General features: G+C 70.7%; 26 protein-coding genes. 20 read left to right on the plus strand and 6 right to left on the minus strand.

Going from position 1 to position 25,970, the window contains the following annotated elements:
* Positions 1-5: 5 nt before the first annotated feature.
* Positions 6-821, minus strand: coding sequence for an ATP-binding protein (locus tag IH26_RS0140975; protein WP_051809412.1), 816 nt, complete (start codon positions 819-821; stop codon positions 6-8).
* 94 nt (positions 822-915) lie between these two features.
* On the opposite strand from IH26_RS0140975, the gene IH26_RS0140980 reads away from it, so the two are divergent.
* Positions 916-1,995 (plus strand): LacI family DNA-binding transcriptional regulator, encoded by a 1,080-nt coding sequence (locus tag IH26_RS0140980; protein ID WP_030441682.1) that lies wholly within the window; start codon positions 916-918, stop codon positions 1,993-1,995.
* On the opposite strand, the gene IH26_RS0140985 is transcribed toward IH26_RS0140980, so the two are convergent.
* The 3 genes from IH26_RS0140985 to galE are packed head-to-tail and all read right to left on the minus strand — an operon-like array spanning position 1,990 to position 4,328.
* The gene (locus IH26_RS0140985; protein WP_030441683.1) at positions 1,990-2,196 is read right to left on the minus strand and encodes a hypothetical protein; all 207 of its coding nucleotides are present in this window, start codon (positions 2,194-2,196) and stop codon (positions 1,990-1,992) included. The two genes, IH26_RS0140980 and IH26_RS0140985, sit on opposite strands and share 6 nt — an antisense overlap.
* 30 nt (positions 2,197-2,226) lie before the next feature.
* Positions 2,227-3,357 (minus strand): galactokinase, encoded by a 1,131-nt coding sequence (gene galK, locus IH26_RS0140990; protein ID WP_030441684.1) that lies wholly within the window; start codon positions 3,355-3,357, stop codon positions 2,227-2,229.
* Entirely contained in the window at positions 3,354-4,328 is a 975-nt protein-coding gene (gene galE, locus IH26_RS0140995) for a UDP-glucose 4-epimerase GalE (protein ID WP_030441685.1), read from the minus strand. The genes galK and galE overlap by 4 nt, the downstream gene beginning before the upstream one ends.
* Before the next feature lie 191 nt (positions 4,329-4,519).
* Between galE and trpS the strand changes: the two genes are divergently transcribed.
* From trpS to IH26_RS0141015, 4 genes are read left to right on the plus strand one after another with little or no spacing between them, the layout of a single operon-like run.
* A complete protein-coding gene (trpS, locus tag IH26_RS0141000) occupies positions 4,520-5,542 on the plus strand; it encodes a tryptophan--tRNA ligase (RefSeq protein ID WP_030441686.1) in 1,023 nt (340 codons plus the stop codon).
* Positions 5,543-5,548: 6 nt separating this feature from the next.
* Positions 5,549-6,076 carry a 2'-5' RNA ligase family protein gene (locus tag IH26_RS0141005; RefSeq protein WP_034217042.1) on the plus strand — a complete coding sequence of 176 codons (528 nt, stop codon included), beginning with the start codon at positions 5,549-5,551 and terminating at the stop codon, positions 6,074-6,076.
* Positions 6,077-6,112: 36 nt separating this feature from the next.
* Positions 6,113-7,024 carry a YihY/virulence factor BrkB family protein gene (locus IH26_RS0141010; RefSeq protein ID WP_030441688.1) on the plus strand — a complete coding sequence of 304 codons (912 nt, stop codon included), beginning with the start codon at positions 6,113-6,115 and terminating at the stop codon, positions 7,022-7,024.
* A gap of 7 nt (positions 7,025-7,031) precedes the next feature.
* The gene (locus IH26_RS0141015; protein ID WP_030441689.1) at positions 7,032-7,424 is read left to right on the plus strand and encodes a hypothetical protein; all 393 of its coding nucleotides are present in this window, start codon (positions 7,032-7,034) and stop codon (positions 7,422-7,424) included.
* On the opposite strand, the gene IH26_RS0141020 is transcribed toward IH26_RS0141015, so the two are convergent.
* Complete coding sequence (locus IH26_RS0141020) at positions 7,421-8,008, minus strand: TetR/AcrR family transcriptional regulator (RefSeq protein WP_030441690.1); 588 nt, start codon at positions 8,006-8,008, stop codon at positions 7,421-7,423. The two genes, IH26_RS0141015 and IH26_RS0141020, sit on opposite strands and share 4 nt — an antisense overlap.
* Before the next feature lie 77 nt (positions 8,009-8,085).
* Here IH26_RS0141020 and IH26_RS0141025 point away from each other — a divergent pair, with 77 nt between their 5' ends.
* From IH26_RS0141025 to IH26_RS0141065, 9 genes are all read left to right on the plus strand, one after another.
* A complete protein-coding gene (locus tag IH26_RS0141025; RefSeq protein WP_030441691.1) occupies positions 8,086-9,060 on the plus strand; it encodes a hypothetical protein in 975 nt (324 codons plus the stop codon).
* A 12-nt stretch (positions 9,061-9,072) separates the two neighbouring features.
* The gene (locus IH26_RS0141030) at positions 9,073-9,345 is read left to right on the plus strand and encodes an SCO4848 family membrane protein (protein WP_030441692.1); all 273 of its coding nucleotides are present in this window, start codon (positions 9,073-9,075) and stop codon (positions 9,343-9,345) included.
* 197 nt (positions 9,346-9,542) lie between these two features.
* Positions 9,543-10,637 (plus strand): BMP family lipoprotein, encoded by a 1,095-nt coding sequence (locus tag IH26_RS0141035; protein ID WP_030441693.1) that lies wholly within the window; start codon positions 9,543-9,545, stop codon positions 10,635-10,637.
* Between the two features lie 49 nt (positions 10,638-10,686).
* Positions 10,687-12,264: an ABC transporter ATP-binding protein gene (locus tag IH26_RS0141040; protein WP_051809416.1), complete on the plus strand. Its 1,578-nt coding sequence runs from the start codon at positions 10,687-10,689 to the stop codon at positions 12,262-12,264.
* Positions 12,261-13,520, plus strand: a complete 1,260-nt coding sequence (locus tag IH26_RS0141045; protein ID WP_030441695.1) for an ABC transporter permease — start codon at positions 12,261-12,263, stop codon at positions 13,518-13,520. Before IH26_RS0141040 ends, IH26_RS0141045 begins: the two co-directional genes overlap by 4 nt.
* Before the next feature lie 5 nt (positions 13,521-13,525).
* A complete protein-coding gene (locus IH26_RS0141050) occupies positions 13,526-14,794 on the plus strand; it encodes an ABC transporter permease (protein ID WP_030441696.1) in 1,269 nt (422 codons plus the stop codon).
* A gap of 27 nt (positions 14,795-14,821) precedes the next feature.
* Positions 14,822-15,565, plus strand: a complete 744-nt coding sequence (locus tag IH26_RS0141055; protein WP_051809418.1) for a cytidine deaminase — start codon at positions 14,822-14,824, stop codon at positions 15,563-15,565.
* 10 nt (positions 15,566-15,575) lie between these two features.
* Positions 15,576-16,853 (plus strand): thymidine phosphorylase, encoded by a 1,278-nt coding sequence (locus tag IH26_RS0141060; RefSeq protein ID WP_030441698.1) that lies wholly within the window; start codon positions 15,576-15,578, stop codon positions 16,851-16,853.
* A 6-nt stretch (positions 16,854-16,859) separates the two neighbouring features.
* A complete protein-coding gene (locus tag IH26_RS0141065) occupies positions 16,860-17,540 on the plus strand; it encodes a DUF4272 domain-containing protein (RefSeq protein WP_030441699.1) in 681 nt (226 codons plus the stop codon).
* On the opposite strand, the gene IH26_RS0141070 is transcribed toward IH26_RS0141065, so the two are convergent.
* Positions 17,495-18,325: a putative RNA methyltransferase gene (locus IH26_RS0141070; protein WP_051809420.1), complete on the minus strand. Its 831-nt coding sequence runs from the start codon at positions 18,323-18,325 to the stop codon at positions 17,495-17,497. The two genes, IH26_RS0141065 and IH26_RS0141070, sit on opposite strands and share 46 nt — an antisense overlap.
* 26 nt (positions 18,326-18,351) lie before the next feature.
* Here IH26_RS0141070 and IH26_RS0141075 point away from each other — a divergent pair, with 26 nt between their 5' ends.
* From IH26_RS0141075 to IH26_RS0141100, 6 genes are all read left to right on the plus strand, one after another.
* Positions 18,352-19,437, plus strand: a complete 1,086-nt coding sequence (locus IH26_RS0141075) for an adenosine deaminase (RefSeq protein WP_030441701.1) — start codon at positions 18,352-18,354, stop codon at positions 19,435-19,437.
* 393 nt (positions 19,438-19,830) lie between these two features.
* A complete protein-coding gene (locus IH26_RS0141080) occupies positions 19,831-23,445 on the plus strand; it encodes a sensor histidine kinase (protein WP_030441702.1) in 3,615 nt (1,204 codons plus the stop codon).
* Positions 23,442-23,846 (plus strand): roadblock/LC7 domain-containing protein, encoded by a 405-nt coding sequence (locus tag IH26_RS0141085; protein WP_014447580.1) that lies wholly within the window; start codon positions 23,442-23,444, stop codon positions 23,844-23,846. Before IH26_RS0141080 ends, IH26_RS0141085 begins: the two co-directional genes overlap by 4 nt.
* Positions 23,847-23,978: 132 nt before the next feature.
* A complete protein-coding gene (locus IH26_RS0141090; protein ID WP_030441703.1) occupies positions 23,979-24,359 on the plus strand; it encodes a DUF742 domain-containing protein in 381 nt (126 codons plus the stop codon).
* A gap of 1 nt (position 24,360) precedes the next feature.
* Positions 24,361-24,951, plus strand: a complete 591-nt coding sequence (locus IH26_RS0141095; RefSeq protein WP_030441704.1) for a GTP-binding protein — start codon at positions 24,361-24,363, stop codon at positions 24,949-24,951.
* A 374-nt stretch (positions 24,952-25,325) separates the two neighbouring features.
* Positions 25,326-25,961: a 4a-hydroxytetrahydrobiopterin dehydratase gene (locus IH26_RS0141100; RefSeq protein WP_030441705.1), complete on the plus strand. Its 636-nt coding sequence runs from the start codon at positions 25,326-25,328 to the stop codon at positions 25,959-25,961.
* Positions 25,962-25,970 lie beyond the last annotated feature (9 nt).

Raw genomic sequence — 25,970 nt, forward strand, 5'->3', positions numbered from 1 at the left:
GAGGCTCAGCAGTCAGTAGGAGGCGGTTCGGCGAGGCGGCCCTGCACGGTCGCCCAGACCACCTTTCCGGTACGCGTGGGGAGCCACCCCCATGCGGCCGCGGCGGCCCGTACCGTCCGCATGCCCAGGCCGCGCTCGTCCAGCGGCCGGCCGGGCCGCGGACGGACCGGCTCGAGCAGCCGCGGCGGCGCGGCCACCCCGTCCGAGACGGTCAGGTGCACGCCGCGGCCGCGCAGGCTGACCTCCACCACGATCGGCGTGCCGGCGTGCTCGACCGCGTTGGTCACCAGCTCGCTGATCACCAGCCGGCTCCGGTGCATCAGGTCCGGCAGGCCCCACGCCAGGCAGGCGTCGCCGATCAGGATGCGGGCCAGGCTCGGCGCGTCCGGGTCGGGCGGCAGGGTCACCGACAGCCGCTCGGTCAGCGGCAGCCGGGCGGCGATCGCCACCCGCGCCTGGCGGACCCGCGCGTACACCGGCATGAACCGCCGGATGCCGAGCCGCTGCATCTTGTCGGCCAGCGGCAGGTGCGGCGGGATGCACAGCGCCATCTGCACGGCGGGCTCCCGGGCCGCGGCGGCGCGCTGGGCCGAGATCCAGATCGGCGCGCTCGCGCTGTGCGGATCACGCAGCCCGGTCAGGTCCACGATCAGCGCCTCGGGGTGCTCGGCCAGGCACTTGTGCAGCTTGGTGGTGACGGCCTGGCCCAGGGAGAGATCCCAGTGGCCGCGGACGGTCACCAGGGCCACCGCGGCGTCCAGGTCGCCCTCGATGCGGACCTCGCGGTCCTCGCCAGCCGGAAACTCTCCGCTTACGGACATGCCGTCACGGTAATCGGGTGGCGGCCCCACGGACGGGTGGCTTAGCTCCCCCGGGTGATCGGCCTTAAGTCCTGCAACGTTGTAAAGTCCTGCCGTGCCGCCCGGCCTGAAGGACGTCGCCGCCCGGGCCGGCGTGTCGATCAAGACGGCGTCCAACGTCGTCAACGGCTACGTGCACGTCGCCCCGGAGACGCGCGCCCGGGTCCAGGCGGCCATCGACGCACTCGGCTATGTGCCCAATCCGGCCGCCCGCCGCCTGCGCGGTGGGGGTTCGGGCGTGATCGCGCTGGCGGTGCCGGAGCTGCGTTCGCCGTACTTCGCGGAGCTGGCCGGCCACGTGGTGGAGACCGCCGCGCCGCGCGGCTGGACCGTGCTGATCGAGCAGACCGGCGGCCGGGGGAACCGGGAACGTGATCTGGTCGCCGGGTTGCGCCGGCACGCGATCGACGGCATCGTCCTCTGCCCGGTCGGCCTGGCCACCGGCGAGCTCACCCGCCGGCACGGCATTCCGGCGGTGCTGCTCGGCGACTGGACCCGTGGGGTCCCGGGTCCTCCGCGCCGTCCGGAAGACCAGGTGCCGGTCGCAGCGCAGGCCCGGCACGGCCCGGTCGACCATGTGGGGATCGACAGCGCCGCGGCGGCGGCCGAGGCGACCCGGCACCTGCTGCGGCTGGGCCGGCGGCGGATCGCGGCCATCGGCGCGTCCGGCCGACCGGACGCGATGCCCCGCCCGCAGCGGCTGGCCGGCTACCGGGCGGCGCTGGCCGGCGCCGGCCTGGTCCCCGACCCGTTGCTCGCGGTGGCGGTCCGCGGCCAGGGCCGATCGCACGGCGCCGCCGCGATCGAGGAACTGCTCGCCCGCGGCGCGGATTTCGACGCGGTGTTCTGCTTCACCGACCTGCTGGCGCTGGGGGCGATGCGCGCCCTGTACGAGCACGGCGTCGACGTGCCCGGCGACGTCGCCGTGATCGGCTTCAGCAACATCGAGGAGGGCCGCTACAGCACGCCCACGCTCAGCACGATCGACCCGGACACCAAGCGGATCGCCGAGATCGCGGTCGACATGCTCGCCGAGCGCCTGACCGGCAACGCGGCCGCCATCGCACCCCGCGAGATCCGCGTCGAGCACCGGCTCCTCGCCCGGGAGAGCACCCTGGGTCGGCCCCAGTTATGAGGAGGGCTCCTCGTCCTCGTCGTGGTCGGTGGCGTCCTCGATGGCGTGCGTGATGGCGCCGGTCAGGTCGCCGGCCGGGACCGCGATGCTCTCGCCGTCGACCTCCTGCGCCGTGCGGTGATCCGGCTCCGGCTCGGGCGCGGTGGCCCCGCCGGCGAAGCCGAACTCGTTGGGCTGGTCGGTTTCCCGCTCGCTCGTCATGAATCCGTGGTTACCCCGGCGGGGGCCGTTTCAAAGCCGTGCGGCGCCCTCGCTGGCGACCGCGATCCAGCAGGTCGGGGCGGTAAAACCGCGGTTGCCGTACGCGTTCTCGACCGCCTCGGTGACGGCCGGCGCGCGGTCGGCGTCGATCAGGGCCAGCACGCAGCCGCCGAAGCCGCCGCCGGTCATCCGGGCCCCGTAGGCGCCCGCCTCGAGCGCCGCCTCCACCGCCACGTCGATCTGCGGCACGGTGATCTCGAAGTCGTCCCGCATCGACGCGTGCGACGCGGTCAGCAGCGGGCCGATCTCGCGCACCCGCCCGCCCTCGAGCAGCGCCACCGTGTCGAGCACCCGCTGGTCCTCGGTGACGATGTGCCGCACGCGGCGGCGCATCACCTCGTCGTCCAGCCGGTCGAGCGCGTCGGCCAGCCCCGCCAGCGGCACGTCGCGCAGCGCCGGCACGCCCAGGATGCGGGCCGCCTCCTCGCACGACTTGCGCCGGGCGCCGTACTCGCCGTCGACGTGCTGGTGCGGGGCGTTGCTGTTGATCACGAGGATGGCCAGGCCCTCGGCGGCCAGGTCGAACGGGATCTGCTTGATCTCGTACGAGCGGCAGTCCAGGAACAGCGCCCGGCCGGCCCGGCAGCGGATCGACGCGGACTGGTCGAGGATGCCGGTGGGCGCGCCGACGTAGACGTTCTCGGCCCGCTGGGCCAGTGCCGGGCGCCGCTCGAGCGGCAGTTCCAGGCCGCCCAGGTCGATCAGCGCGGTCAGCACCGACGACTCGAGGGCGGCCGAGGAGGACAGCCCGGAGCCGACCGGCACCTCGGAGTCGAGCGCTATCCGCGCGCCCGGCACGTCGAAGCCGGCGTCCCGCAGCGCCCAGACGATGCCGGCCACATACGCCGCCCAGCCGGTCACCTCGCCCGGCTCGGTGGCCCCGAAGGAGATGCCCTCGCCCTCGAAGGTGGAGCAGACCGTCCACTCGCCGGCCGGGGCCGGGCCGACCGCGGCGATCGTGCGTTGCGGCAGCGCGAAGGGCAGCACGAAGCCCTCGTTGTAGTCGGTGTGCTCGCCGATCAGGTTGACCCGGCCGGGCGCCGCCCACAGCCCCGCCGGCTCGGCCCCGAACTCCTTGCGGAACAGGTTCAGCGCGCTCATGCGACGTGCGCCCGGTAGAAGGTCCAGGCGTCGCCGATCATCGCCTGCAGGGTCGGCTTCTGCGGGACCCAGCCGAGCTCGGCGCGGGCCTTCGCGGACGAGGCGACCAGGGTGGCCGGGTCGCCCTCGCGGCGCGGCGCGACCTCGGCCGGCAGCTCGGCGCCGGTGACCTCGCGGGCCACCGCCACGACCTCCTTGTTGGAGAAGCCGTTGCCGTTGCCCAGGTTGTAGATGCGGTGCTCGCCGGGGGTGGCCGCGTCCAGCGCCAGCAGGTGCGCCCGGGCCAGGTCCTCGACGTGGATGTAGTCGCGCACGCAGGTGCCGTCCGGGGTCGGGTAGTCGTCGCCGAACAGCTGCAGTTTCGCCCGCTTGCCGGCCGCCACCTGCAGCGCGATCGGAATCAGGTGGGTCTCCGGGTCGTGCCGCTCGCCGATCTCGTGGCCGTCCCGGATGTACGCGCCGGCCACGTTGAAGTAGCGCAGCGACACGGCGGCCAGCTTGTGCGCGTACGCCTCCGAGGTCAGCGCGTGGTCGAAGGTCAGCTTGGTCGCGCCGTACGTGTTGGTCGGTGCCTTCGCCGCCGACTCGGTGATCGGCAGCTCGACCGGGTTGCCGTAGACCGCCGCCGTGGACGAGAAGATCAGCCGCGGCACCCGGGCGGCGCGCACCGCGTCCAGCAGCGCCAGCGACTTGACCACGTTGTCGTGCCAGTACAGCTCCGGCTTGACCATCGACTCGCCGGCCGCGATCAGGCCCGCGAAGTGCAGCACCGCGTCGAAGCCGGCCTCCGGGGTGAGCACGTCCGCGGCGTCGCGGATGTCCTTCTCGACGAAGGTGGCCTCCGGCGCGACCGCCTCGCGGAAGCCGGTGACGAGATTGTCGAGCACGACGACCTCGTGCCCGGCGTCCAGCAGAAGGCGGCTGGTGACGCTGCCGACGTAGCCGGCGCCCCCGGTGACGAGCAGTTTCACGTGGTCTCAGGCCTCTCGGGATCTTTGGCGGGAATCGCGCGGTAGCCTATCTTTCCAGAAGTCTCGCTCGGAATCGATCACGAGTCAACAAGAATGAACATAGACTTTCATGTGATCGCGCTGTGTGCCGTCACGCGGCGTGCGACGGGGGCGTTGGCCATCCAGTGACGACGACTGACAGAATGGCGCTCATGTCCGACCTCGCCCGCCGACCTCGCGTGCTCTCCGGCATCCAGCCGACCGCCGACTCGTTCCATCTCGGCAATTATCTGGGTGCGGTGCGCAACTGGGTGGCGATGCAGGACACCCACGACGCTTTCTACTGCGTGGTCGACCTGCACGCGATCACCATGGGGCACGACCCGATCGCGCTGCGCGCCCGCACCCGCGTCTCGGCCGCCCAGCTGCTCGCCGTCGGGCTCGACCCGGAGCGCTGCACGCTCTTCGTCCAGTCGCACGTGCCCGAGCACGCCCAGCTCGGCTGGGTGCTCAGCTGCATCACCGGCTTCGGCGAGGCCGGCCGCATGGTCCAGTTCAAGGACAAGTCGGCCAAGGCCGCCGACTCGACCACCGTCGGGCTGTTCACGTACCCGATCCTGCAGGCCGCCGACATCCTGCTCTACCAGGCCGACCAGGTCCCGGTGGGGGAGGACCAGCGGCAGCATCTGGAGCTCACCCGCGACCTCGCCCAGCGTTTCAACACCCGGTTCGGACGTACGTTCACGGTCCCCTCGCCGTACATCGTGCGGGACACCGCGAAGATCACCGACCTGCAGGACCCGACGGCCAAGATGTCCAAGTCGGCCTCCTCGCCGAACGGCATCATCGAGCTGCTGGAGGATGCGTCCCGCTCGGCCAAGAAGATCAAGTCGGCGGTCACCGACACCGGGCGCGAGATCCTCTACGACGAGGAGAACAAGCCCGGCGTGAGTAACCTGCTCACCATCTACGCCGCGCTGACCAACCGGGCGATCGACGAACTGCTGGAGATGTACGAGGGCCGCGGCTACGGCGACCTCAAGAAGGACCTCGCCGAGATCGTCGTCGACTTCGTGAAGCCGATCCAGGAGCGGACCCGGGCGTACCTGGAGGACCCGGGCTACCTCGACAAGGTGCTCGCGATCGGCGCCGAGAAGGCGCGCGCGGTCTCCGCCGTGACGCTGGCCGCGGCGTACGAGAACGTGGGTTTCCTCCGCCCGGCCCGCGAGGCCTGAGCCGAGGTGGCCGGGGAGACGACGCGGATCGGGGTGGCGATCGACATCCCGGCGCCCTGGGGCGCCCAGCTCACCCAGCGCCGGGCCGACGCCGGTGACCCGCAGGCCGCCTACACCCCGGCGCACGTCACCCTGCTCGGCCCGACCGAGGTGGCCACCGACGCGCTGCCGGCGATCGAGCGCCACCTGGAGAAGGTGGCCGCCGCCCAGCAGCCGTTCACCATCCATCTGCGCGGGACCGGCACCTTCCGGCCGGTCACCGAGGTGGTCTTCGTGACCCTGGCGGTCGGGATCAGCGAGTGCGAGCTGATGGCCGAGGCGATCACCAGCGCCGACGACATCGACCGGGACGCCCGGTTCCCCTACCACCCGCACGTGACGGTCGCCCAGGACGTGCCGGCCGAGCAGCTGGACGCGGTCTTCGACGACCTGGCCGGCTTCTCCGCGAAGTTCCATGTCACGTCATTCACGCTCTTCTCGCACGGCGGCGAGGGCCCCTGGCGCCCCCGCCGCGACTTCCCCCTGGGTGCCTAAGTTTCCGAAGCTCCGATTTCGGTTACGGTGCGGCCTGTGAACCCGATCGACCGCGCCTATGAGGCCGCGGAGAAGCGCATCATGCGGTTGCGGTTCCGGTCGCGGTATTTCGACCACTTCAGCCGGGCGCTGATCCGGTTCTGGGACGTGCAGGGCGGGCGGCTGGCCGCGGCGATCGCGTACTACGGGTTCTTCGCGATCTTCGCGCTGCTGCTGATCGGGTACTCGATCTTCGGCATCCTGCTCACCAACAACACCGAGCTGTTCAACATCGTCCGCGACTTCCTCGCCCAGAACCTGCCCTTCCTCGACGTGCAGGCGATCCTCTCCAGCGGCAAGACCGTGGGCATCGTGGGCATCATCGGCCTTACCTTCACCGGCATCGGCTGGGTCGAGGCGATCCGCTCCTCGCAGCGGCTCATCTGGCGGGTGCCCGAGCAGCCGGGCTACATCGGCGTACGGCAGACTCTCGACCTGCTCGTGCTGATCGGCCTCATCCTGCTGCTCGCCGCCTCCCAGCTCGCCGTCTACGGCCTGGAGCTGGTGACCGACTGGCTCGCCGACGGGTTCGTCCAGGGACTGATCGAGTGGGTGCTCACCGTCGCGGTCAACATGCTGCTCGCTGCGGCCCTGCTCGCCGCCGTGCCCCGGCTGCGGATGACGCTGCGCCGGATCGCCCCGCCGATGCTGCAGGTGGGCATCGGCATCACGCTGCTCAACACCGTCGGCAAGTCGTTCGTCGGGCTGGTGCAGCGCAATCCCGCCTACGGCCTGGTCACCTCGGCGGTGGGCGTACTGATCTATCTCTACGTCTTCAATCAGCTGCTGTTGTTCGGCGCGGCCTGGGCGGCGACCAGTCCGCACGGCCGCGTGGTGGACCTGTCAGCTGACGATAAAACTGCTCCGGTGGGGCAAAACAGCTGGATTCGGCACAGCCGCCCGGAATGATGTCCCCGTGGGCACTCTCGTGACACTGGACCTGCCGGCCGGCTCGCCGGTGGCCGACCTCCCCTGGGTCATCACGATCGGGTCGCTGGGCGACGAGGAGGACTGGGAACCGGTCGTCTGCGGCCCCTACGAGCGGGCGCACGCCCTCGCCCTCGCCCAGGCCGTGGTGGCCGATGAGGACCTCATGGCGGTGGTCGAGCCGCTGCTGCCCCGGCCGGACGCCGAGGCGATCCGCGACGAGATCGAGCTGGCCCGGGCCGCGGTCGACGAGACCCAGGGCGCCGACGACGGCGTGAGCCTGGATGACTACGAGACCCGGCGGGTACGCCCGGGGCGCGCGCCGACCGAGGCGGAGGTCCGTGCGGGCTGGGCCCGGATCGCCGCCAAGCTCGCCGGTTAACGGCGGCTGATCAGCGCGCGGACGCCGGTCATGTAGGTCGCCTTGTCGGGGAGGCCGGTGAGCATGCGCTGCAGCGCGTACCCGGGGAGCATGCCGTACAGCACGGCCGTGGTCGCGTCGACGTCCGTCTCCGGGGCGAGCTCGCCGTCCTCGACCGCGTGCACGACCAGGGCCCGTATGCTCGAGCGCAGCGCCTCGTAGCGGTCCTTGACGATGGCGCCGATCGTCGGGTCGATCGTCGCCTCGCTCCACACCTGCAGCGCGACCGGAAGGAAGCCGCCCGGGCCCAGCTGCTGATCGATGGCCTCCAGCACCACGGACATCGAGTCGGCCAGCGGCAGACGCCGGCCGGCCACCTCGTCGATGTGCTCCTGAACGGTGCCGACGACGGTGCCCGCGATGGCGACGATGATCTCGTTCTTCGACTTGAAGTACCGGTAGACCGCGCCGACCGACAGGCCGGCCTCCTGGATCAGATCCTGCATCGACGTGTTGTGCAGGCCCTTGCTCAGGAAACAGACCCGGGCCGCGTCCAGGATCTGCTCGCGGCGGGCGATGAGGTGTTCCTCGGAGACGCGTGGCACATCCCTCATGGTAAACGAACGCTCGTTCTCCTATGCTGACCGATAAAAGAACGAGCATTCGTTTTAGGAGAGTCGAGATGCACCGCAAGCCGCTGACCTTGGGCGTGCTCATCGCGATCGCGGTGGTCGCCGGGCAGGCCCTGCTCATTCCGCTGTTCGCCGCGCCGGCCGCCAACCTGGCTCCGCGCGACCTGCCCTTGGCGGTGGCCGGGCCGCCGCAGGTCACCGCCCGGCTCGCGGCCCAGCACCCGGGCGCCTTCAAGATCATCCAGGTGAGCGCTCCGGCCGCGGCCGACACAAAGATCAAAGACCGTGAGGTGTACGGGGCGATCCTGGTCACCGCAGCCGGGCCGGAGGTGCATGTCGCCTCGGCCGGCAGCCCGGTGGTGGCCCAATTGCTGACTCAGGCCGCGGCCGGGCTCGGCACGAACACTCCGGTCCGTGACGTCGTGCCGGTCGATCCGGACGACCCGCGCGGCGCCGGGTTCGGGGCCGGCTTCCTGCCGCTGGCCATCACCAGCCTGCTCGCCGGGGTGCTGGTCTACTTCTTCGTGCCGCGCCGGGGTGCCCGGCTGACCGCGCTGGTCGCCTTCGGCGCGCTGGCCGGCCTGGCCGGGGTCGCCGTCCAGGTCGAGTGGCTGGGCATCCTGCCCGATCACTACCTGGCCGTCGCCGGGTCGCTGGCGCTGTTCACGCTGGCCGTCTCGGCGGCGATGACCGGGCTGGCCGCGCTGGTCGGCCGGGAGGGGCTGGCGCTCGGGGCGGTGGCGATGTTCCTGGTCGGCAACGCGCTCTCCGGCATCGCCGCGGCGCCGGAACTGCTGCCGCGGCCGTGGGGCGCGGTCGGGCAGTGGTTGCCGATCGGGGCCGGCGGCACGTTGCTGCGCTCGGCCGCCTACTTCGACGGGCACGGCGGGTTCTTCGCGGGGACGGTGCTCACGGCGTACGCCATCGGCGGTTTGCTCTTGGTCTTGATCGGTCGCAGCCGGATCGTCCGCAAGACAGAATCGGCGCCGGTCGAGGCCACCCCGGAGCTGATCCCGGCGCATTGAGATAGTTGGCGGATGGTGCTTTCGAAGCGGTGGGCGGTCTTCCTGGCGGGCGTCGGCGTCTGGACCTGGGTGATCTGGCCCCGGTTCGGGCTGGCGATCTGGAAGGACGACCGCTCCTTCGTGGATGGGCGGCCCACCTCGTTCCTGGTGGTGCACGCGGTGCTGATCGCCGCCTCGCTGGCGATCGGCACCACCGTCGGCGTCCTCGGTGTACGGGCCGTTATGGCGAGTCGCCGCCAGACCGAAGAATCGGTGGTTTCTGCCCGTTCCGGGCCGCAAGATTAACGGCATGTTACGCAATTGACCGGTAAATTGCAGGTCAGATCGACCTAAACCGACGTTCAAAACGACTGGCGGTTGCGGCCGTATAACGGTGCGCCAACAGTCCGGGTCAAACGCCCGCCGCCGCCCTGGCCTGCGGCTACGCTCCCCAACTTGAAGACTCACCGACGCGTGTCGGTGTGCGTGGGAAGGAGGGCGTCTTGCGCCCAGTACGTGGGAAGCGGATCCTTGCGGTTCTCGCGGTGGGTGGGCTGGCGCTCACTGCCGCGGCGTGTGGCAAGGCCCCGGAGACCCCCAGCGGTAGCAGCTCCAGCGCGGCCACCGCCGCTGCCTATAAAGCCTGCATGGTCACCGACACCGGCGGCATCGACGACAAGTCGTTCAACGCTTCCGCGTGGGCCGGTATCCAGGCCGCCAAGACCCAGGCGCCCAACGTCGACCCGAGTTACGTGGCGTCGACCGCCGAGGCCGACTACGAGCCCAACCTACGCGGCTTCGTCACCAAGAAGTGCAACTTCATCCTCGCGGTCGGCGGCCTGATGGGCGACGCCCTCAAGAAGGTCGCGACCGACAACGCGAGCTCGCAGTTCGCGATCGTCGACTCGGGCAGCACCGGCGCCAACGTCTACCCGATGCAGTTCGCCACCGACCAGGCCGCGTTCCTCGCCGGCTACCTCGCCGCGGGCTACTCGAAGACCGGCACCGTGGCGACCTTCGGCGGTCTGAAGATCCCGCCGGTCACCGTCTTCATGGACGGCTTCGTCGACGGCGTGGCGTACTACAACAAGCAGAAGAGCAAGAGCGTCAAGGTCCTCGGCTGGGACAAGGCCAAGCAGGCCGGCAGCTTCACCGACGACTTCGCCAGCCCGGCCAAGGGCAAGGCCCTGGCCAACACCTTCGTCGGCCAGGGCGCCGACATCGTCTTCCCGGTCGCCGGCGGCACCGGCCTCGGCGCGGCCGAGGTGGCCCAGGGCTCCAGCGGCAAGGTCTCGATCATCTGGGTCGACCAGGACGGCTGCAAGAGCGCGGCGCAGTACTGCAACGTCTTCCTGACCACGGTCGTCAAGAACATCACCGACGCCGTGCAGAAGGCGGTCGTGACCGGCGCCGGCGGCCAGCCGCTCAGCCCCACCCCGGGCTACCTGGGCACGCTGGAGAACAACGGCGTGCAGCTCGCGCCGTACAACCAGTTCGACAGCAAGGTCGACGCGGGTCTCAAGTCCGAGGTCGAGCAGCTGAAGCAGGACATCATCTCGGGCAAGGTCACGGTCGAGTCGGCCAACGCGCCCAAGTGAGCTGGTCATAGGTAACATCCAGGCCGCCGTCTGACCATGAGATTCTCTCGTGGTCGGCGGCGGCCAGTTGTCATCGGTTGCTTCAGGGCAGGAGATTCCGCTGAGACTAGAACTGCGCGGCATCACCAAGCGCTTCGGCGACCTGGTGGCCAACGACCACATCGACATCACGGTCGAGCCCGGCGAGGTGCACGCCCTGCTCGGCGAGAACGGCGCCGGCAAGTCGACGCTGATGAACCAGCTCTACGGCCTGCTGCAGCCGGACGAGGGCGAGATCCTGGTGGACGGCGAGGCCAAGGTCTTCCGCAGCCCCCGGGACGCCATCGCGGCCGGCATCGGCATGGTCCACCAGCACTTCATGCTGGTCCCGGTCTTCACCGTGGCGGAGAACATCGCGCTCGGCGCCGAGGACGTGCGCGGCGGCCCGCTGGGCATCCTCGACCGCCGGCGCAACCGCCGCGACGTGCTGGAGACCTCCCAGAAGTACGGCCTGCCGGTCGACCCGGACGCGCTGGTGGAAAACCTCCCGGTCGGCGCACAGCAGCGGGTCGAGATCGTCAAGGCGCTGACCCGCGACGTCGACCTGCTCATCCTGGACGAGCCGACCGCGGTGCTCACCCCGCAGGAGACCGACGAACTGCTCGCGGTCATGCGCAGCCTGGCCGAGACCGGCAAGTCGATCGTCTTCATCACCCACAAGCTGCGCGAGGTCAAGGCGATCGCCGACCGGATCACGGTGATCCGGCGCGGTCGCACGGTGGCCACCGCCTCGCCGGACACCTCCGAGGACGAGCTGGCCGCGCTCATGGTCGGCCGCGACGTCAGCCTCGAGGTCAGCAAGGGCCCGGCCGAGCCTGGTCGCGACGTGCTCAAGATCTCCGGCCTGATCGTCGACGACGACCGCGGCGTGCGGGCCGTCGACGGCGTCGACCTGACCGTACGGGCCGGCGAGGTGCTGGGCGTCGCCGGCGTGCAGGGCAACGGCCAGACCGAGCTGGTCGAGGCGATCATCGGACTGCGCGGCATCCGGGCCGGCTCGATGGAGCTGGACAACGAGAGCCTGGCCGGCATGGGTACCAAGAAGATCCTGCATTCCGGCGTCGGCTACATCCCCGAGGACCGCAGCCACGACGGCGTGGTCAAGGAGTTCTCGGTGGCGGAGAACCTGGTGCTCGACATGTACGACCGGCCGCCGTTCGGCAACGCGTTCCGGCTCAACGCCAAGGCGGTCGCCGACAACGCGGGCGAGCGGGTCGGGCAGTTCGACATCCGGACCACGTCCGCCGAGCACGCGGTCAGCACGCTCTCCGGCGGCAACCAGCAGAAGGTCGTGGTCGCCCGGGAGATGTCCCGGCCGCTGCGGCTGATGATCGCCAGCCAGCCGACCCGGGGCGTGGACGTCGGCTCGATCGAGTTCATCCACAACCAGATCATTCACGAGCGGGACAGCGGGACCGCGGTGCTCGTGGTCTCCAGCGAGCTGGACGAGGTGGTCGGCCTCGCCGACCGGATCGCGGTGATGTACCGCGGCCGAATCCTGGCGACCGTCTCGCCCGACATGCCCCGCGAGGAGATCGGTCTGCTGATGGCCGGCATCACCTCCGCACCGCAGGAGGACGCAGAGTGAGCACCGAAGTCGCGGAGAAGCCGGCTCCGCCGAAGCCGAAGCAGGACTCGTTCCTGGCTCTCTTCCTGAAGAACCTGTGGTCGGCGAACACGGTCACGGTCACGGTCCTGTCGATCTTCCTGGCCCTGGTGATCGGCGCGGTGCTGATCGTCATCTCCGACTCCGACGTGCTGTCGAAGTTCTCCTACTTCACCGCCCGGCCCAGCGACGCCCTCAACGCCAGCTGGGATCTGATCAGCTCGGCCTACGCTGACCTGTTCAAGGGCGCGATCCTCGACCCGGCGTCCATCCAGGCCTGGGCCGACGGCACCGGGACGTGGCAGGCGGCGCTCAACCCGATCTCCGAGACCCTGACGTACGCGACCCCGCTGGTCTTCACCGGCCTGTCCGTGGCGATCGCCTTCCGCGGCGGCCTGTTCAACATCGGCGGCCAGGGCCAGGCCGTGATCGGCTGCGTCCTCGGCGCGGTGGCCGGCTTCGCGTTCAGCCTCCCGGCCGGCATCCACCTGATCGTCGCGCTGCTCTTCGGGCTGATCGGCGGCGCGCTCTGGGGCTTCCTGCCCGGCCTGCTCAAGGCCCGGGCCGGCGCGCACGAGGTGATCACGACGATCATGCTCAACTACGTGGCCACGCTGTTCCTGGGCTGGCTGATCCTGCAGAAGGGGGTGCAGGACCCGAACCGCAGCGACGCGATCAGCAAGGCGGTCAAGAGCACGGCCGTGCTGCCGGCGCTGCCCTCGCCGCTGCGGGTGCACCTGGGCATCGTGCTCGCGGTGCTGGTCACCGCCGGGGTCGCCTGGCTGATCAACCGGTCCTCGTTCGGGTTCGAGCTGCGCGCGGTGGGCGTCAACCCGCCGGCCGCGAAGACCGCCGGGATGAGCGTGGCCCGGACGTACACCCTGCTCATGGTCGTCGCCGGCGGCCTGGCCGGGCTGGGCGGCGCGGTCCAGGTGCTCGGCACCGCCGACAAGCTCACCGCCCAGGTGGCCGGCAACATCGGCTTCGACGGCCTGCTGGTCGCGCTGCTCGGCCGGAACAAACCCTGGGGCACCCTGCTCGCCGCGATCCTGTACGGCGCGCTGCGGGCCGGCGGCAACCTGATGCAGGTCGACGTGGGCATCTCGCTCGAACTGGTCACCGTGCTGCAGGCCCTGATCGTCATCTTCATCGCCGCCCCCGCCCTGGTGAAGGCGATCTTCCAGCTCCGCGCCGCCCGTGCCGCACGGCTCGGCGCCTCGTTGGCGAAGGGCTGGTGAGCCGCGTGTCGACGGCAACCGTGGAGGAAACGACCGTGGTCGACGCGCCGGAGCCGTTCTGGATCCGGGAGCGGCGGCTCGGCGCCGGCATCACCGTCATCGGCCTGATCGCGACGTTCGTCTTCGGCTCGCTGGCCGAGTCGAAGACCGCGCGGTTCACGCTGAGCGCGGACGCGAGCGGCGCGGCCATCTCGATCAACGGGCAGGTCGGCGCGATCCTGTTCGGCCTGATCACCGTGGCGCTCGGCGTGGTCATGCTGACCGGCCGGGCCCGCCGCTGGCAGACCCTGCTGCTCAGCCTCGGCATCCTGGCCTTCGTGCTGTCGTTCCTGTGCTGGCAGGTGGCCGGCAAGTTCCTGCCGCTGGTCGACACCCTGGACGGCAGCCTCGAGTACGCGCTGCCGCTCATCCTGGGTGCCCTGGCCGGCGTGCTGGGCGAGCGCTCCGGCGTGGTCAACGTGGCGATCGAGGGCCAGTTCCTGATGGGCGCGTTCGGCGCGGCCCTGGTCGGCACCCTCGCCACCAGCGTCTGGGCCGGCCTGATCAGCGCCATGGTCGGCGGTGTGATCATCGCGGCGATGCTGGCCGTGCTGGCCATCCGCTTCCTGGTCGACCAGGTCGTGGTCGGCATCGTGCTCAACCTGTTCGCGCTCGGCATCACCGGCTTCCTCTACGAGCGGCTGATGCAGCCGAACGCGCTGAAGTACAACCAGCCGCCGAAGATGCCGGAGTGGAAGATCCCCGGGCTCTCCCACATCCCGGTCATCGGCCCGGTGCTGTTCGACGCGAACCTGCTGGTCTGGCTCGCCCTGATCCTGGTCCCGGTGATCCACCTCGCGCTCAAGAACACCCGGTGGGGCCTGCGCACCCGGGCGGTCGGCGAGCACCCCACCGCGGCCGACACGGTCGGCGTGCGGGTGCGCGGCCTGCGGTACGTGAACGTGCTGCTGGGCGGCGTGATCGCGGGGGCCGGCGGGGCGTACTTCACGCTGGTGTCGACCGGCGCGTTCAACAAGAACATGACGGCGGGCGCGGGCTTCATCGCGCTGGCCGCGCTGATCTTCGGGCGGTGGACGCCGTTCGGGGCGCTCGGGGCGGCGCTGTTCTTCGGGTTCGCGCAGAAGCTGGCGTACTACCTGAGCGTGGCCGGCAGCCCGGTGCCCAACCAGTTCCTCAACATGCTTCCGTACATCGCCACGATCATCGCGGTGGCCGGGCTGGTCGGGCGGGTGCGGGCGCCGGCCGCGGACGGTGTGCCGTACGTGAAGAGCTGAGAGGTTTCGATGGGGCAGAATCGCCTCATGGAGATCGACTGGGCTGAGCTGCGGGCCGCCGCCATCGAGGCGATGCGGCACGCGTACGCGCCCTACTCCGACTTTCCGGTCGGCGTGGCGGGCTTGGTGGACGACGGCCGGGTGGTCGTCGGCTGCAACGTGGAGAACGCGTCCTACGGCGTCGGGCTCTGTGCCGAGTGCGGGCTGGTCAGCTCGCTGCACGCGACCGGCGGCGGCCGGCTGGTGGCCATCTCCTGCGTGGACGCCACCGGGGAGCCGCTGATGCCCTGCGGGCGCTGCCGGCAGCTGCTCTACGAGCACGGTGGCCCGGAGTGCCTGGTCGAGGCGGTGCCGGCGCCGCTGCGGGTGCACGACCTGCTGCCGTACGCGTTCGGCCCGGCCGACCTGGAGAAGGTGAACGGGCCCTTCAACGGCCAGGAGGTGCCTTCGGACCTGGCGAAGTGGCGTGGTCGGGGCACCGTGTTCGTGCACCCCGACCTCGCCGGTGGCGCCACGGTCTGGACCGGTTACTGGGAACGGTCCGGCGGCAGCCCGTCCGAAAGCGATGCTGACAAGGGCGTGCTCGAGGAGGGTCCGAACTTCCCCACGGCTGCGGAGGCGGTCGCTTGGGGTCAGGTCCGCACGCCGCGGATCGTCGTGGTGGACGCGTCCGGCGGCCTGGCCTGGGCCGGCGAGGGCGAGCCACCGGAGGGTATTCCCGCGCGCTGGGAGCCGTCCGACCACCCCACCCGCCGCCCAAAAAACGACTGAAGGCAACCAAATGTCAGAATTCGCCGCAGTTGACGTCATCCGGGCCAAGCGGGACGGGCACGTGCTGTCCGACGCGCAGATCGACTGGGTGGTCGACGCGTACACCAAGGGTGTGGTCGCCGACGAGCAGATGTCGGCGCTGGCCATGGCGATCCTGCTGCGCGGCATGACGCCCGCCGAGATCGCCCGCTGGACCGCCGCGATGATCGCCAGCGGCGAACGGCTCGACCTCTCCTCGATCACCCGGCCGACCGCCGACAAGCACTCCACCGGCGGCGTCGGCGACAAGATCACGCTGCCGCTCACCCCGCTGGTGGCGGCCTGCGGCGCGGCCGTCCCGCAGCTGTCCGGGCGGGGGCTCGGCCACACCGGCGGCACCCTGGACAAGCTCGAGTCGATCGCCGGCTGGCAGGCCGCCATCTCCAACGACGCGTTCAAGCGGCAGCTGCAGGAGGTCGGCGCGGTGATCTGCGCGGCCGGCGAGGGCCTCGCGCCGGCCGACCGCAAGCTGTACGCGCTGCGCGATGTCACCGGCACGGTCGAGGCGATCCCGCTGATCGCCAGCTCGATCATGAGCAAGAAGATCGCCGAGGGCACCGGCGCGCTGGTGCTCGACGTGAAGGTCGGCTCCGGCGCCTTCATGAAGGACCTGGCCACCGCCCGGGAGCTGGCGAGCACCATGGTGCGGCTCGGCAAGGACAGCGGGGTCACCACGATCGCGCTGCTCACCGACATGAACACCCCGCTCGGCCTGGCCGTCGGCAACGCGATCGAGGTGGCCGAGTCGGTCGAGGTGCTGGCCGGCGGCGGGCCGGCCGACGTGGTCGAGCTGACCCTGGCGCTGGCCCGGGAGATGCTGGCCGCCGCCGGGATCGACGCCGACCCGGCGAAGGCGCTCGAGTCGGGCGCGGCGATGGACGCCTGGCGGCGGATGATCGCGGCGCAGGGCGGCGACCCGTCCGCGCCGCTGCCGGTGGCACGGGAGAACGAGGTCGTGCGGGCGACGGCCGACGGGGTGGTGACCGCGGTCGACGCGTACGGGATCGGGGTGGCCGCCTGGCGGCTGGGCGCCGGCCGGGCCCGCAAGGAGGACCCGGTCAGCTTCGGCGCCGGGGTGCTGCTCAAGGTCAAGCCGGGGGACCGGGTGCGGGCCGGAGATGTGCTGTTCGAGCTGCGTACGGATGAACAGTCCCGAATTCCCGCGGCGCGCGACCTGGCGGCCGACGCGGTGATTGTCGGAGATGTCGCGCCCGGCCTTACCCCACTGGTGCTCGACCGCATAGCCTGACGCACCATGACGAAGGCCGCACCCGACCCCCGGGCGGTGCGTGAGGCGAGCCTCGACGAGGTCGAGCGGCTCGGCCTCCCGCTGCCCCCGCCGGGCTTCCCGCTGATCTGGGAGCCCGGCGACACGGTCGAGCTGCGCCCGACGGTCGACATCGAGGCCCGGGCGGCGGTGCTGCACGTCGTGGTGGCGCGCTGCTTCGGCATGCCCACCGAGCTCGCGATGGGCTGGCTGCTCGGGTCGCACCTGGTCGATCTGGTCACCCCGCCGGAGTGGCAGTTCGTGATCGGGGCGAAGGGCGACCACCGCTCGTTCGTCCTGCATCACGACGCGGTCTTCGCGCTGGCCTGGCTGCTCGGCCTCAGCCGGCACCTGGATCCGACGGCCCCGCCCGAGGACCGGCTGATGTCCCAGATGCCGGATCTGCCAGCGGGGGAGACCTTCGGCAGTTGGCGGTCGCGGTCGCTGATGTCGCCGCGCGATCCGATCGAGGCGGCCATCCTGCTGGATCTGTATTACTGCCTGGACTGGGCGTTCCAGGAGGCGGACCGGATCGGGCTCCGGCTGCCCGGGGAGATCGACGGCAATGCGATCGGGCAGCGGCGTTGGGCGCTGGAGTGGGCGATCGTCTTTCACGGCCCGTATCACGACAAGCCACCCGAGTGGGAAGAAGTCGACCTCTCGGTATGAACCGGGATATATATGCTTAGCGTGACCTCGGCGCTTACCGTCACGTCGTTTTCCGGCGCGGTAACGCCGTGGTGGGCGCTCGGGGTCATGCCGATCAGCGTTCGGGCCTCGGATGCGGTCAGGTGCAGGGTCTGGCTTAGGGATTTTGTCGCTTTTAGCGCGAAATAGTCGTCCAAGCTGTCCCGAACCCTTTGTGATTTGTCCGGATCAACCCCGATCATCCCGTACGCGGTGACCAGCTCCCGCAGGTGCCCGGCCGTCGGCGTGACCACCAGCAATACCCCGTCCGGCCGCAGCACCCGGCGGAACTCGGCGCCGTTGCGCGGCGCGAACACGTTCAGAATCGCCGCCGCGACCCCGTCCACGATCGGCAACGGCCGCCACAGGTCGGCCAGCACCGCCGCCGCCCTCGGGTGCGCGCGGGCCGCCCGGCGCAGCGCCGGCTTGGACACGTCCAGCCCGACCCCGCTCGATGTTTCGCCCAGCGCCCGGGACAGGTAAAAACCGGTGCCCACGCCCGCGTCGATCAGGAAACCGCTCGGCGCCGCAGCGGCGAGCGCGTCGGCGATGAAGTCGTAGTGCCCGGCGGCCAGGAACGTCTCGCGGTCGGCCACCATCCCGGCCGAGTCGCCGGTGTGCGGGAGGCGGCCGGCGCTGAGATCGGCGTACCCCTGCTTCGCCATGTCGAAGCTGTGGCCACCGGCACAGCGCAGCGTCCGCTCCCGCCGGACCAGTGGCCGCGCGCAGATCGGGCACCGCAGGTACGGCAATGCTCCGTCGATCATTCGTTTTCGACCTCTACGCTCGGCTGATGGCGGCCATCACGCACTCCGACATCCTCAAGGCGCCCAAGGCGCTGCTGCACGACCACCTCGACGGTGGCCTGCGCCCCGAGACCATCCTCGAGCTCGCCGACGCGGTGGGGCACCCGTTGCCGGCCGCCGACGCCGAGGCGCTGCGCAACTGGTTCGTGGCGGCGGCCGACTCCGGCTCGCTGGAACGCTACCTGGAGACGTTCGCGCACACCGTGGCGGTCATGCAGACCGAGGCCGGGCTGCACCGGGTGGCCCGCGAGTGCGCGCTCGACCTGTCCGCCGACGGGGTCGTCTACGCCGAGGTGCGCTACGCCCCCGAGCAGCACCTGGAGAGTGGCCTCTCGCTGGACGCGGTGGTCGACGCGGTGCAGGCCGGGTTCGTCGACGGCTGCGCCGAGGCGGCCGCGCTGGGCCGGCCGATCCGGGTCGGGGTGCTGCTGACCGCGATGCGGCACGCGGCCCGCTCGCAGGAGATCGCCGAGCTGGCGGTGCGCTACCGGGACGCCGGCGTGGTCGGCTTCGACATCGCCGGGGCCGAGGCGGGCTTCCCGCCCACCCGCCATCTGGACGCTTTCGAATACCTGCAGCGGGAGAACTTCCACTTCACCATCCACGCCGGGGAGGCCTTCGGGCTGCCCTCGATCTGGCAGGCCATCCAGTGGTGCGGGGCCGACCGGCTGGGCCACGGGGTCCGTCTGGTCGACGACATCACCGGATCGCCGGCCGCCGGCGACGCGGTGCTCGGCCGGCTGGCGGCCTATGTGCGGGACAAGCGGATTCCGCTGGAATTGTGTCCTTCGTCCAATGTGCAGACCGGCGCGGCCGCCTCGATCGCCGAACACCCGATCGGACTCCTGCACGATCTGCGCTTCCGGGTGACGGTCAACACCGACAACCGGCTGATGAGCGGAACCTCCATGTCGCGGGAGATGACCCTGCTCTGCGAGGCGTTCGGCTGGGGCTGGACCGAGCTGCGCTGGCTGACCATCAACGCGATGAAGTCGGCGTTCATCCCGTTCGACGAGCGGCTGGCGATCATCGATGAGATCATCAAGCCGGCGTACGCCAAACTGCTCGGTTGAGTGCCGCTTCGGTGAGCGTGCTCATCCGTTCGGTCAGAATGGTCCCAACAAAAACTGCAAAATCGGGCATCTCACCTTGCTCTGCGGCCGGGACCGCGCCATCGTTCCTCCTGCCGCGATCCACTACGATCGGGCCCGATCGGCCAGCGCCACCCCCACGCCGTGCCGATCGGAGCGAGTGACTCTGAGAAACGCACACAGATACACGCAGTTACATGGAACCGGCGATCACGGTCCCGGACGGGACAACATCGCATCACACAACGGGTCCGTGTCCGACTGCTCTTTCTCTTTGACACTCGTCGTGATGGAATCTCGGGGGCCCGACGCGGTAGTCGGCCGTGTGCGGCGTCCGGCGATCCGAGGCCGGGCCCGAATCAGGAGGACGGTGACGTGAGCAAGCGCCCCAAGACGGCGACCGGCGTCATGTCGCGTCTCCGTCGGCCGGCCGATCGGCTGCGAGATCTGCCGATCTGGTCGAAGCTAGGCTTGATCATGCTGGTGCCTACCCTGGCGACGATCATCGTCGGCGTCAGCGGCCTGGTGGACCACATCAATACGGCCAGCAACGCGGAGCGCGCACGTAATCTTTCCGCCCTGTCGGAGGCCGCCGGTGGCCTCGTCGACCGTCTGCAGAACGAACGCGCCTACGGCGTGATGATCTGGGAGTACGCCAAGACGCCGGTCGGCCAGGCCGCGACCACCGCGTACCTCAAGGAGAACGCCGCCACCGACCAGGCGAAGGTGCCGTACTCCCAGCAGAAGGCCTCGCTCGACGACGTGCCGCCCAAGGTGGCCACGCTGCTCCTGCGCCTCGACCGCAACCTCGAGGAACTGCCGGCCAAGCGCACCTCCATCGCGAAGGGCAGCCTCTCGTCGGCCGCGGACGTCGAGGACACGTACAACGTCCTCATCAACGACCTGCTGACCGTGCGCGACGTCTCGGCCCAGCTCTCCAGCGACCCCACGCTCGCCGACCACCTGCGCACCGTCGCGGCCGTGGCGCGGGCCAAGGAGTACATCGCCGAGCAGCGCGACATCGGCCACGAGGTGCTGCACGCGGGCGACTTCAACGCGAACCTGCGCCAACAGTTCCTGCTCACCGTCACCGGCTTCCAGCTGGCGTCCGACACGGTCCACTCGATCGGCACCGACTCCGAGGTCCAGCTCTTCGACCGGATCCAGAACGTGCCCGACGGCCGCGCCGCCACCAACCTGACCGTGCAGCTCAAGTCGCTGCAGGGAGCGAACACGCACAACATCCCGTACGACGCTCAGTCGTGGGAAAAGGCGATGATCGGCTACAACAACCTGTTCCGCCAGGTGGAGCAGAAGCTGGACGCCGACGTCGTGGCCCAGGCCACCTCGCTGCGCAACGACGTGAACCGCCGGGTCTTCATCGAGACCAGCGTGCTGCTCGCGATGCTGCTGCTGGCGATCCTGTTCGCCTGGCTCGTCGCCCGGTCGATGGCCCGCTCGCTGCGTGAGCTGCGGCAGGGTGCGCTCTCGGTGGCCCAGTTCGGCCTGCCGCACGCGGTGTCCCGGCTGCGCGACCCGGCCCTGGCCACCTCGCTCACCCCGGCCCAGGTCGCCGACCAGATCGCCGAGCCCCTCCCGGTGCGCAGCCGGGACGAGTTCGGGCAGGTGACCGAGGCGTTCAACGCGGTTCACCTCGAGGCGGTGCGCACCGCGGCCGAACAGGCCGCCCTGCGGGCCTCCGTCGCGACGATGTTCGTCAACCTCGCGCGCCGTTCGCAGATCCTGGTCGACCGGCTCATCGGTCACCTGGACCGCCTGGAGCGCGGCGAGGAAGACCCGGACCGCCTGGCCGAGCTCTTCCAGCTCGACCACCTGGCCACCCGGATGCGTCGTAACGACGAGAACCTCCTCGTCCTCGCCGGCGCCGACTCGACCCGCGTGCAGCGCGAGCCGGCCGCCCTGATCGACGTGCTCCGCGCCGCGCAGTCCGAGGTCGAGCACTACACCCGCATCGAGTTCGGCATGATCGACCGGGACATCGAGGTGGCAGCGCACGCCGTCAACGACATGGTCCACCTGGTCGCCGAGCTCTTCGACAACGCGACCGCGTTCTCCCCGCCCAACTCGACGGTCACCGTCGAGGCCCGGCGGCTCGGCGACGGCGCCCTGCTCTCGGTGGAGGACCGCGGCATCGGCATCAGCCGGGAGCAGCTGCGCGACCTCAACGATCGGCTCGCCAACCCGCCGATGGTGGATGTCGCCGTCTCCCGGATGATGGGCCTGGTCGTGGTCGCCCGGCTGGCGAACCGGCACGCGGTCAAGGTCGAGCTCCGCCCGGCCGACTCCGAGCGCGGCACGGTGGCCGAGGTCGGCCTGCCGATCCAGGTGCTGATCGCCGGCGCGATGGCCGGCCGCAGCGTCCAGCCCGGCGGCTTCGAGAGCCTGCAGCAGGGCGGCCGTCCGGGCCTGCCCGAGCCGCTGGCGCTGGAGAGCGGCCGCGGCGGCTACACCGGTGGCCGCCCGTTCGACCCGAACCCGCCGATGAACAACGGCGGCATGCTCGGCGCCGGCGGCCGGTCGGTGCCGGCCTGGTCCGACCTGACCGGGGCGCCCGCCAACGGCAGCAACGGCCAGGGTGGCTACGGCGGCAGCAACGGCTTCGGCCCGGGCAACGGCCAGGGCGGCTACGGCGGCAGCAACGGCTTCGGCCCGAACGGCTCGACCAACGGCAGCAACGGCAACGGCACGGCGAACGGCTTCTACGGCCCGCGCAGCAACGAGATGATCCCGCCGCTGCCGTCCGGCCCGCAGGGCTTCGCCGGCCCCGACGGCCTGCCGCAGCGCCGCAACGGCGAGCAGCCCCGGCCCGACGGCGACACCGGCTACGGCGGTACCATCCCGCGCCAGCTGCCGTCCAATCCGGAGAGTCAGCGCGGGTTCGTACCGCCGGTGTCGGCCCCGCCGGTGCCGCCGGTCTCCGCGCCGCCGGTGTCCTCCCCGTACGCCCGGCCCACCTCGGTGCCGCCGGCCAACGAGCCGCCGGTCTCCGGGCCGCCGACCACCGGCGCGCCGGTCGCCCCGCCGGCCTGGCCGCCGGTCGCCCCGGAACGGGACCAGACGGCGGCCCCGCACGTGCCGGAAAATCTCGCCGCGGCGCTCGACATGACCGCCGAGATCCCGCGCTACCGGCCGGGCGGCGTCGACCAGCAGCCCGAGGTCGAGCGTCCGAACAACCCGCAGACCGCGCCGATCCCGTCGTCCGCGCCGCCGGCTCGCCCGGTGTCCGGCACGCCGATCTCCGGCGCCTCGCCGATTGACGCCCAGCGGGCGGCCGCGGCGGCCCGGGCGGCCCACGAGATCGCGGCGGCACAGGCCGCCGAGGCGCAGGCCACCGCGGCGGCGCAGATCGCCGCGGCGCAGGCCGCGGCCCGCCAGCGGGACAGCGCGCAGGGCCAGTTCGCCGACGAGACGATGGAACTGCCGATCTTCCGCGAGCTGGAATCGGCCTGGTTCACCACGGCGCACCCGGCCGAGCAGAAGCCGGCCGGTGACGATGTGGCGGCCCAACGCATTCCGACCGGCGAGCCGGCTCGTACGGTCGGCGTCCCGCAGCAGGCCGGATCGCCCGAATCACGCGACCAGGACCCCGCTCCGGTGGGCGTCGGGGCCGCGAACGGCTACGGTACTTCCAATGGGAACGGTTCCAACGGCGGCGGCGTGGCGACCAACCCGTGGCGCACCGCGGCCGACGAGGGCTGGCAGGCCGCCCGTGCGGCTGCCGAGCACACCGTTGACACCACCACCACAGCCGGGCTGCCCAAGCGGACACCGATGGCGCAGCTCGTCCCCGGCGGTGTCGACCGCGGCGGAAATCCCGCCCAGAAACGCACTCCCGAGGGTGTCCGCGGCCTCCTGTCCGCGTACCACCGGGGTGTGCAGCGCGGTCGCACCAAGGAACAATCGACCAACCCGGAGGAGACTCCGGGAGGGCAGCAGTCCTCGCAGGCTGGCAAGGAGCATGAGGCATGACATCTACGCAGGATCTCGGTTGGCTCCTGGCCAACTTCGCCGACCGCGTTCCCGGAGTCGCACATGCGATCGCGGTCTCCGCCGATGGTCTGCTCCTGGCAGCCTCGCGGGACCTTCCGCGTGACCGCGCCGACCAGCTGGCGGCCATCGCCTCCGGCCTGGTCAGCCTCACTCAGGGTGCCGCACGGTGCTTCGAGGGCGGTGCGGTTCTGCAGACGGTCGTCGAGATGGACAACGGGTTCCTCTTCCTGATGTCGATCTCCGACGGTTCGTCGTTCGCGGTCCTCGCGGCGCGCAGCTGTGACGTCGGGCAGGTCGGTTACGAGATGGCTCTTCTCGTTGACCGGGTCGGCGAGGCACTCACTCCGGCCCCGCGGTCCGCCGCCGGGGTACTCGGCTGAACGGGCCGTGTGCCGGCTCAGCCAACGGGGTTCACCGGACCGTTCCGCCGAGGGTTGGTCCACTCGGCGGCTGTCCAAAACAGTTAAGACACATACACTTCTAAGGGTTCGAGGAAGGGGTGAGCGGTGACGATGCCCGAGCGCGATGAGCCGACCGGCGCGCTGGTCAGGCCGTACGCCGTGACCCGCGGTCGGACCCGGCCGAAGCTTGAGATAGCGCTGGAAGCGCTGGTCGAGACAACCGTGCGCGGCCGATCAGGAATGATCCGTGCAGGGCAGGGTGGAAGCGAGCATCAGTACATCGCGGCTATGTGCGACGGCGGCCGTGTGCAGTCGCTCGCCGAAATCGCCGCACGCATGCAACTGCCGCTCGGTGTGGCTCGAGTGATCGTCGCCGACATGGCCTCCGATGGCCTGGTCGCGGTGTACGAGCCCACCTCGCTGGAAGACGAGACCGACGCGGTAGGCACTGAACTGCTGGAAAGGGTGCTGAGTGGACTTCGCAGGCTCTGACATGTCGCACCGTCCCGCGGCTGGCGGGCGCGTTACATCGGCGAAGATTGTCATCGCCGGTGGGTTCGGCGTCGGTAAGACGACGCTGGTCGGGTCGGTCTCGGAGATCACCCCGCTGACCACCGAGGCCATCATGACCTCGGCCGGTGTGGGTGTCGAGGACAACCGGCAGGTGCCGGGCAAGATGACGACCACCGTCGCCATGGACTTCGGCCGTATCAGCATCGACCGTGACCTGATCCTCTACCTCTTCGGCACCCCCGGCCAGACCCGGTTCTGGTTCATGTGGGACGAGCTGGTGCGGGGCGCGATCGGTGCCGTGGTCATGGTGGACACTCGCCGTCTCGCCGACTGCTTCGCCGCCATCGACTTCTTCGAGCACCGTCGCCTGCCGTACCTGGTGGCGATCAACTGCTTCGACGGCATGCAGTACCACAACGCGCAGGACGTTCGCGACGCGCTCGCGATCTCCAGCGACGTGCCGGTGGTGAGCTGCGACGCCCGTAACCGTGAGTCGACGAAGAACGTCCTCATCTCGCTCGTCGAGTATGTGCTGACGATGCGTCGCTCACGCGCCGTAGCGCCCGCGTAGCGAGGGCGACCTCTGCTCGCAGAAAGCGCGAGCCGAAGTCGCCCGCTATATTTCTGCTCCGGGGGCCGAGCTCCCGGAAACCCCGCGCCTGATGGTTGCGCTAACCGGCCCTCTCACTGAGGGTGACGAATGAGTCGCGTTGATGGAAGCCCCGCTCCGACTGGTCGGAGCGGGGCTTCTGCATGCTCGCATCCCGCGGGCGCCCCGGGCGGCCGCCGGAGGGGGCGCTGAGCGGGCGCTTACCGGCCCGGTAGAGGCGTGTGGTGGCCGCGGGTACCAGGGAGACCCGCGGCGTCGATACGGGGCTTGTAGAGGGCTCACGGCCCGGGTGTCGAAGCCCGCGTGGTGGCGCCGTACGCGGCAGGATGGCGGGCATGACGAAGCTGACGGGAAAGCAGATCGCCGCGGAGGGCCTGACCGGCTGGGTGATGCTGGCCAACAGCCTGCGGAGCCGGATCCGCAGCGGGGACTTCGCGACCGGCCTGGCCCTGGCGAACGCGATCGGCCGGGCCGCCGAGGAGATGAATCACCACCCCGACCTCGACCTGCGCTATCCACACCTCGACGTACGACTGTCCAGTCACGACGACAACGGGGTCACCGGGCGGGACGTCCGGCTGGCCCGCACCATCTCCGGCCTGGTCGCCGACGCCGGGCTGACCCAAACCACGTCCGGGGTCAGCGAGCTCGAGCTGGGCCTGGACACGCCGGCGCTCGCCACGGTGCTGCCGTTCTGGGGTGCGGTGCTGGCCATGGAGAGCAGCGGCCAGGACCTGCGTGACCGAGCCGGGACGCTGCCGTCGGTCTGGTTCCAGGAGTCGGGCAGCGAGGAGCCACGCCAGCGCTGGCACCCGGACATCTGGGTCGACCCGGCCGAGGTGCAGCCCCGGATCGACGCGGCGATCGCGGCCGGCGGCTCACTGGTCAGCGACGCGGAGGCGCCGAGCTTCTGGGTGCTGGCCGACCCCGAGGGCAACAAGGTCTGCCTGTGCACCTGGCAGGCGCGATAGCCCCCGTCG

The sequence above is a fragment of the Actinoplanes subtropicus genome, from assembly GCF_000721705.1.
GTDB lineage: Bacteria > Actinomycetota > Actinomycetes > Mycobacteriales > Micromonosporaceae > Actinoplanes > Actinoplanes subtropicus.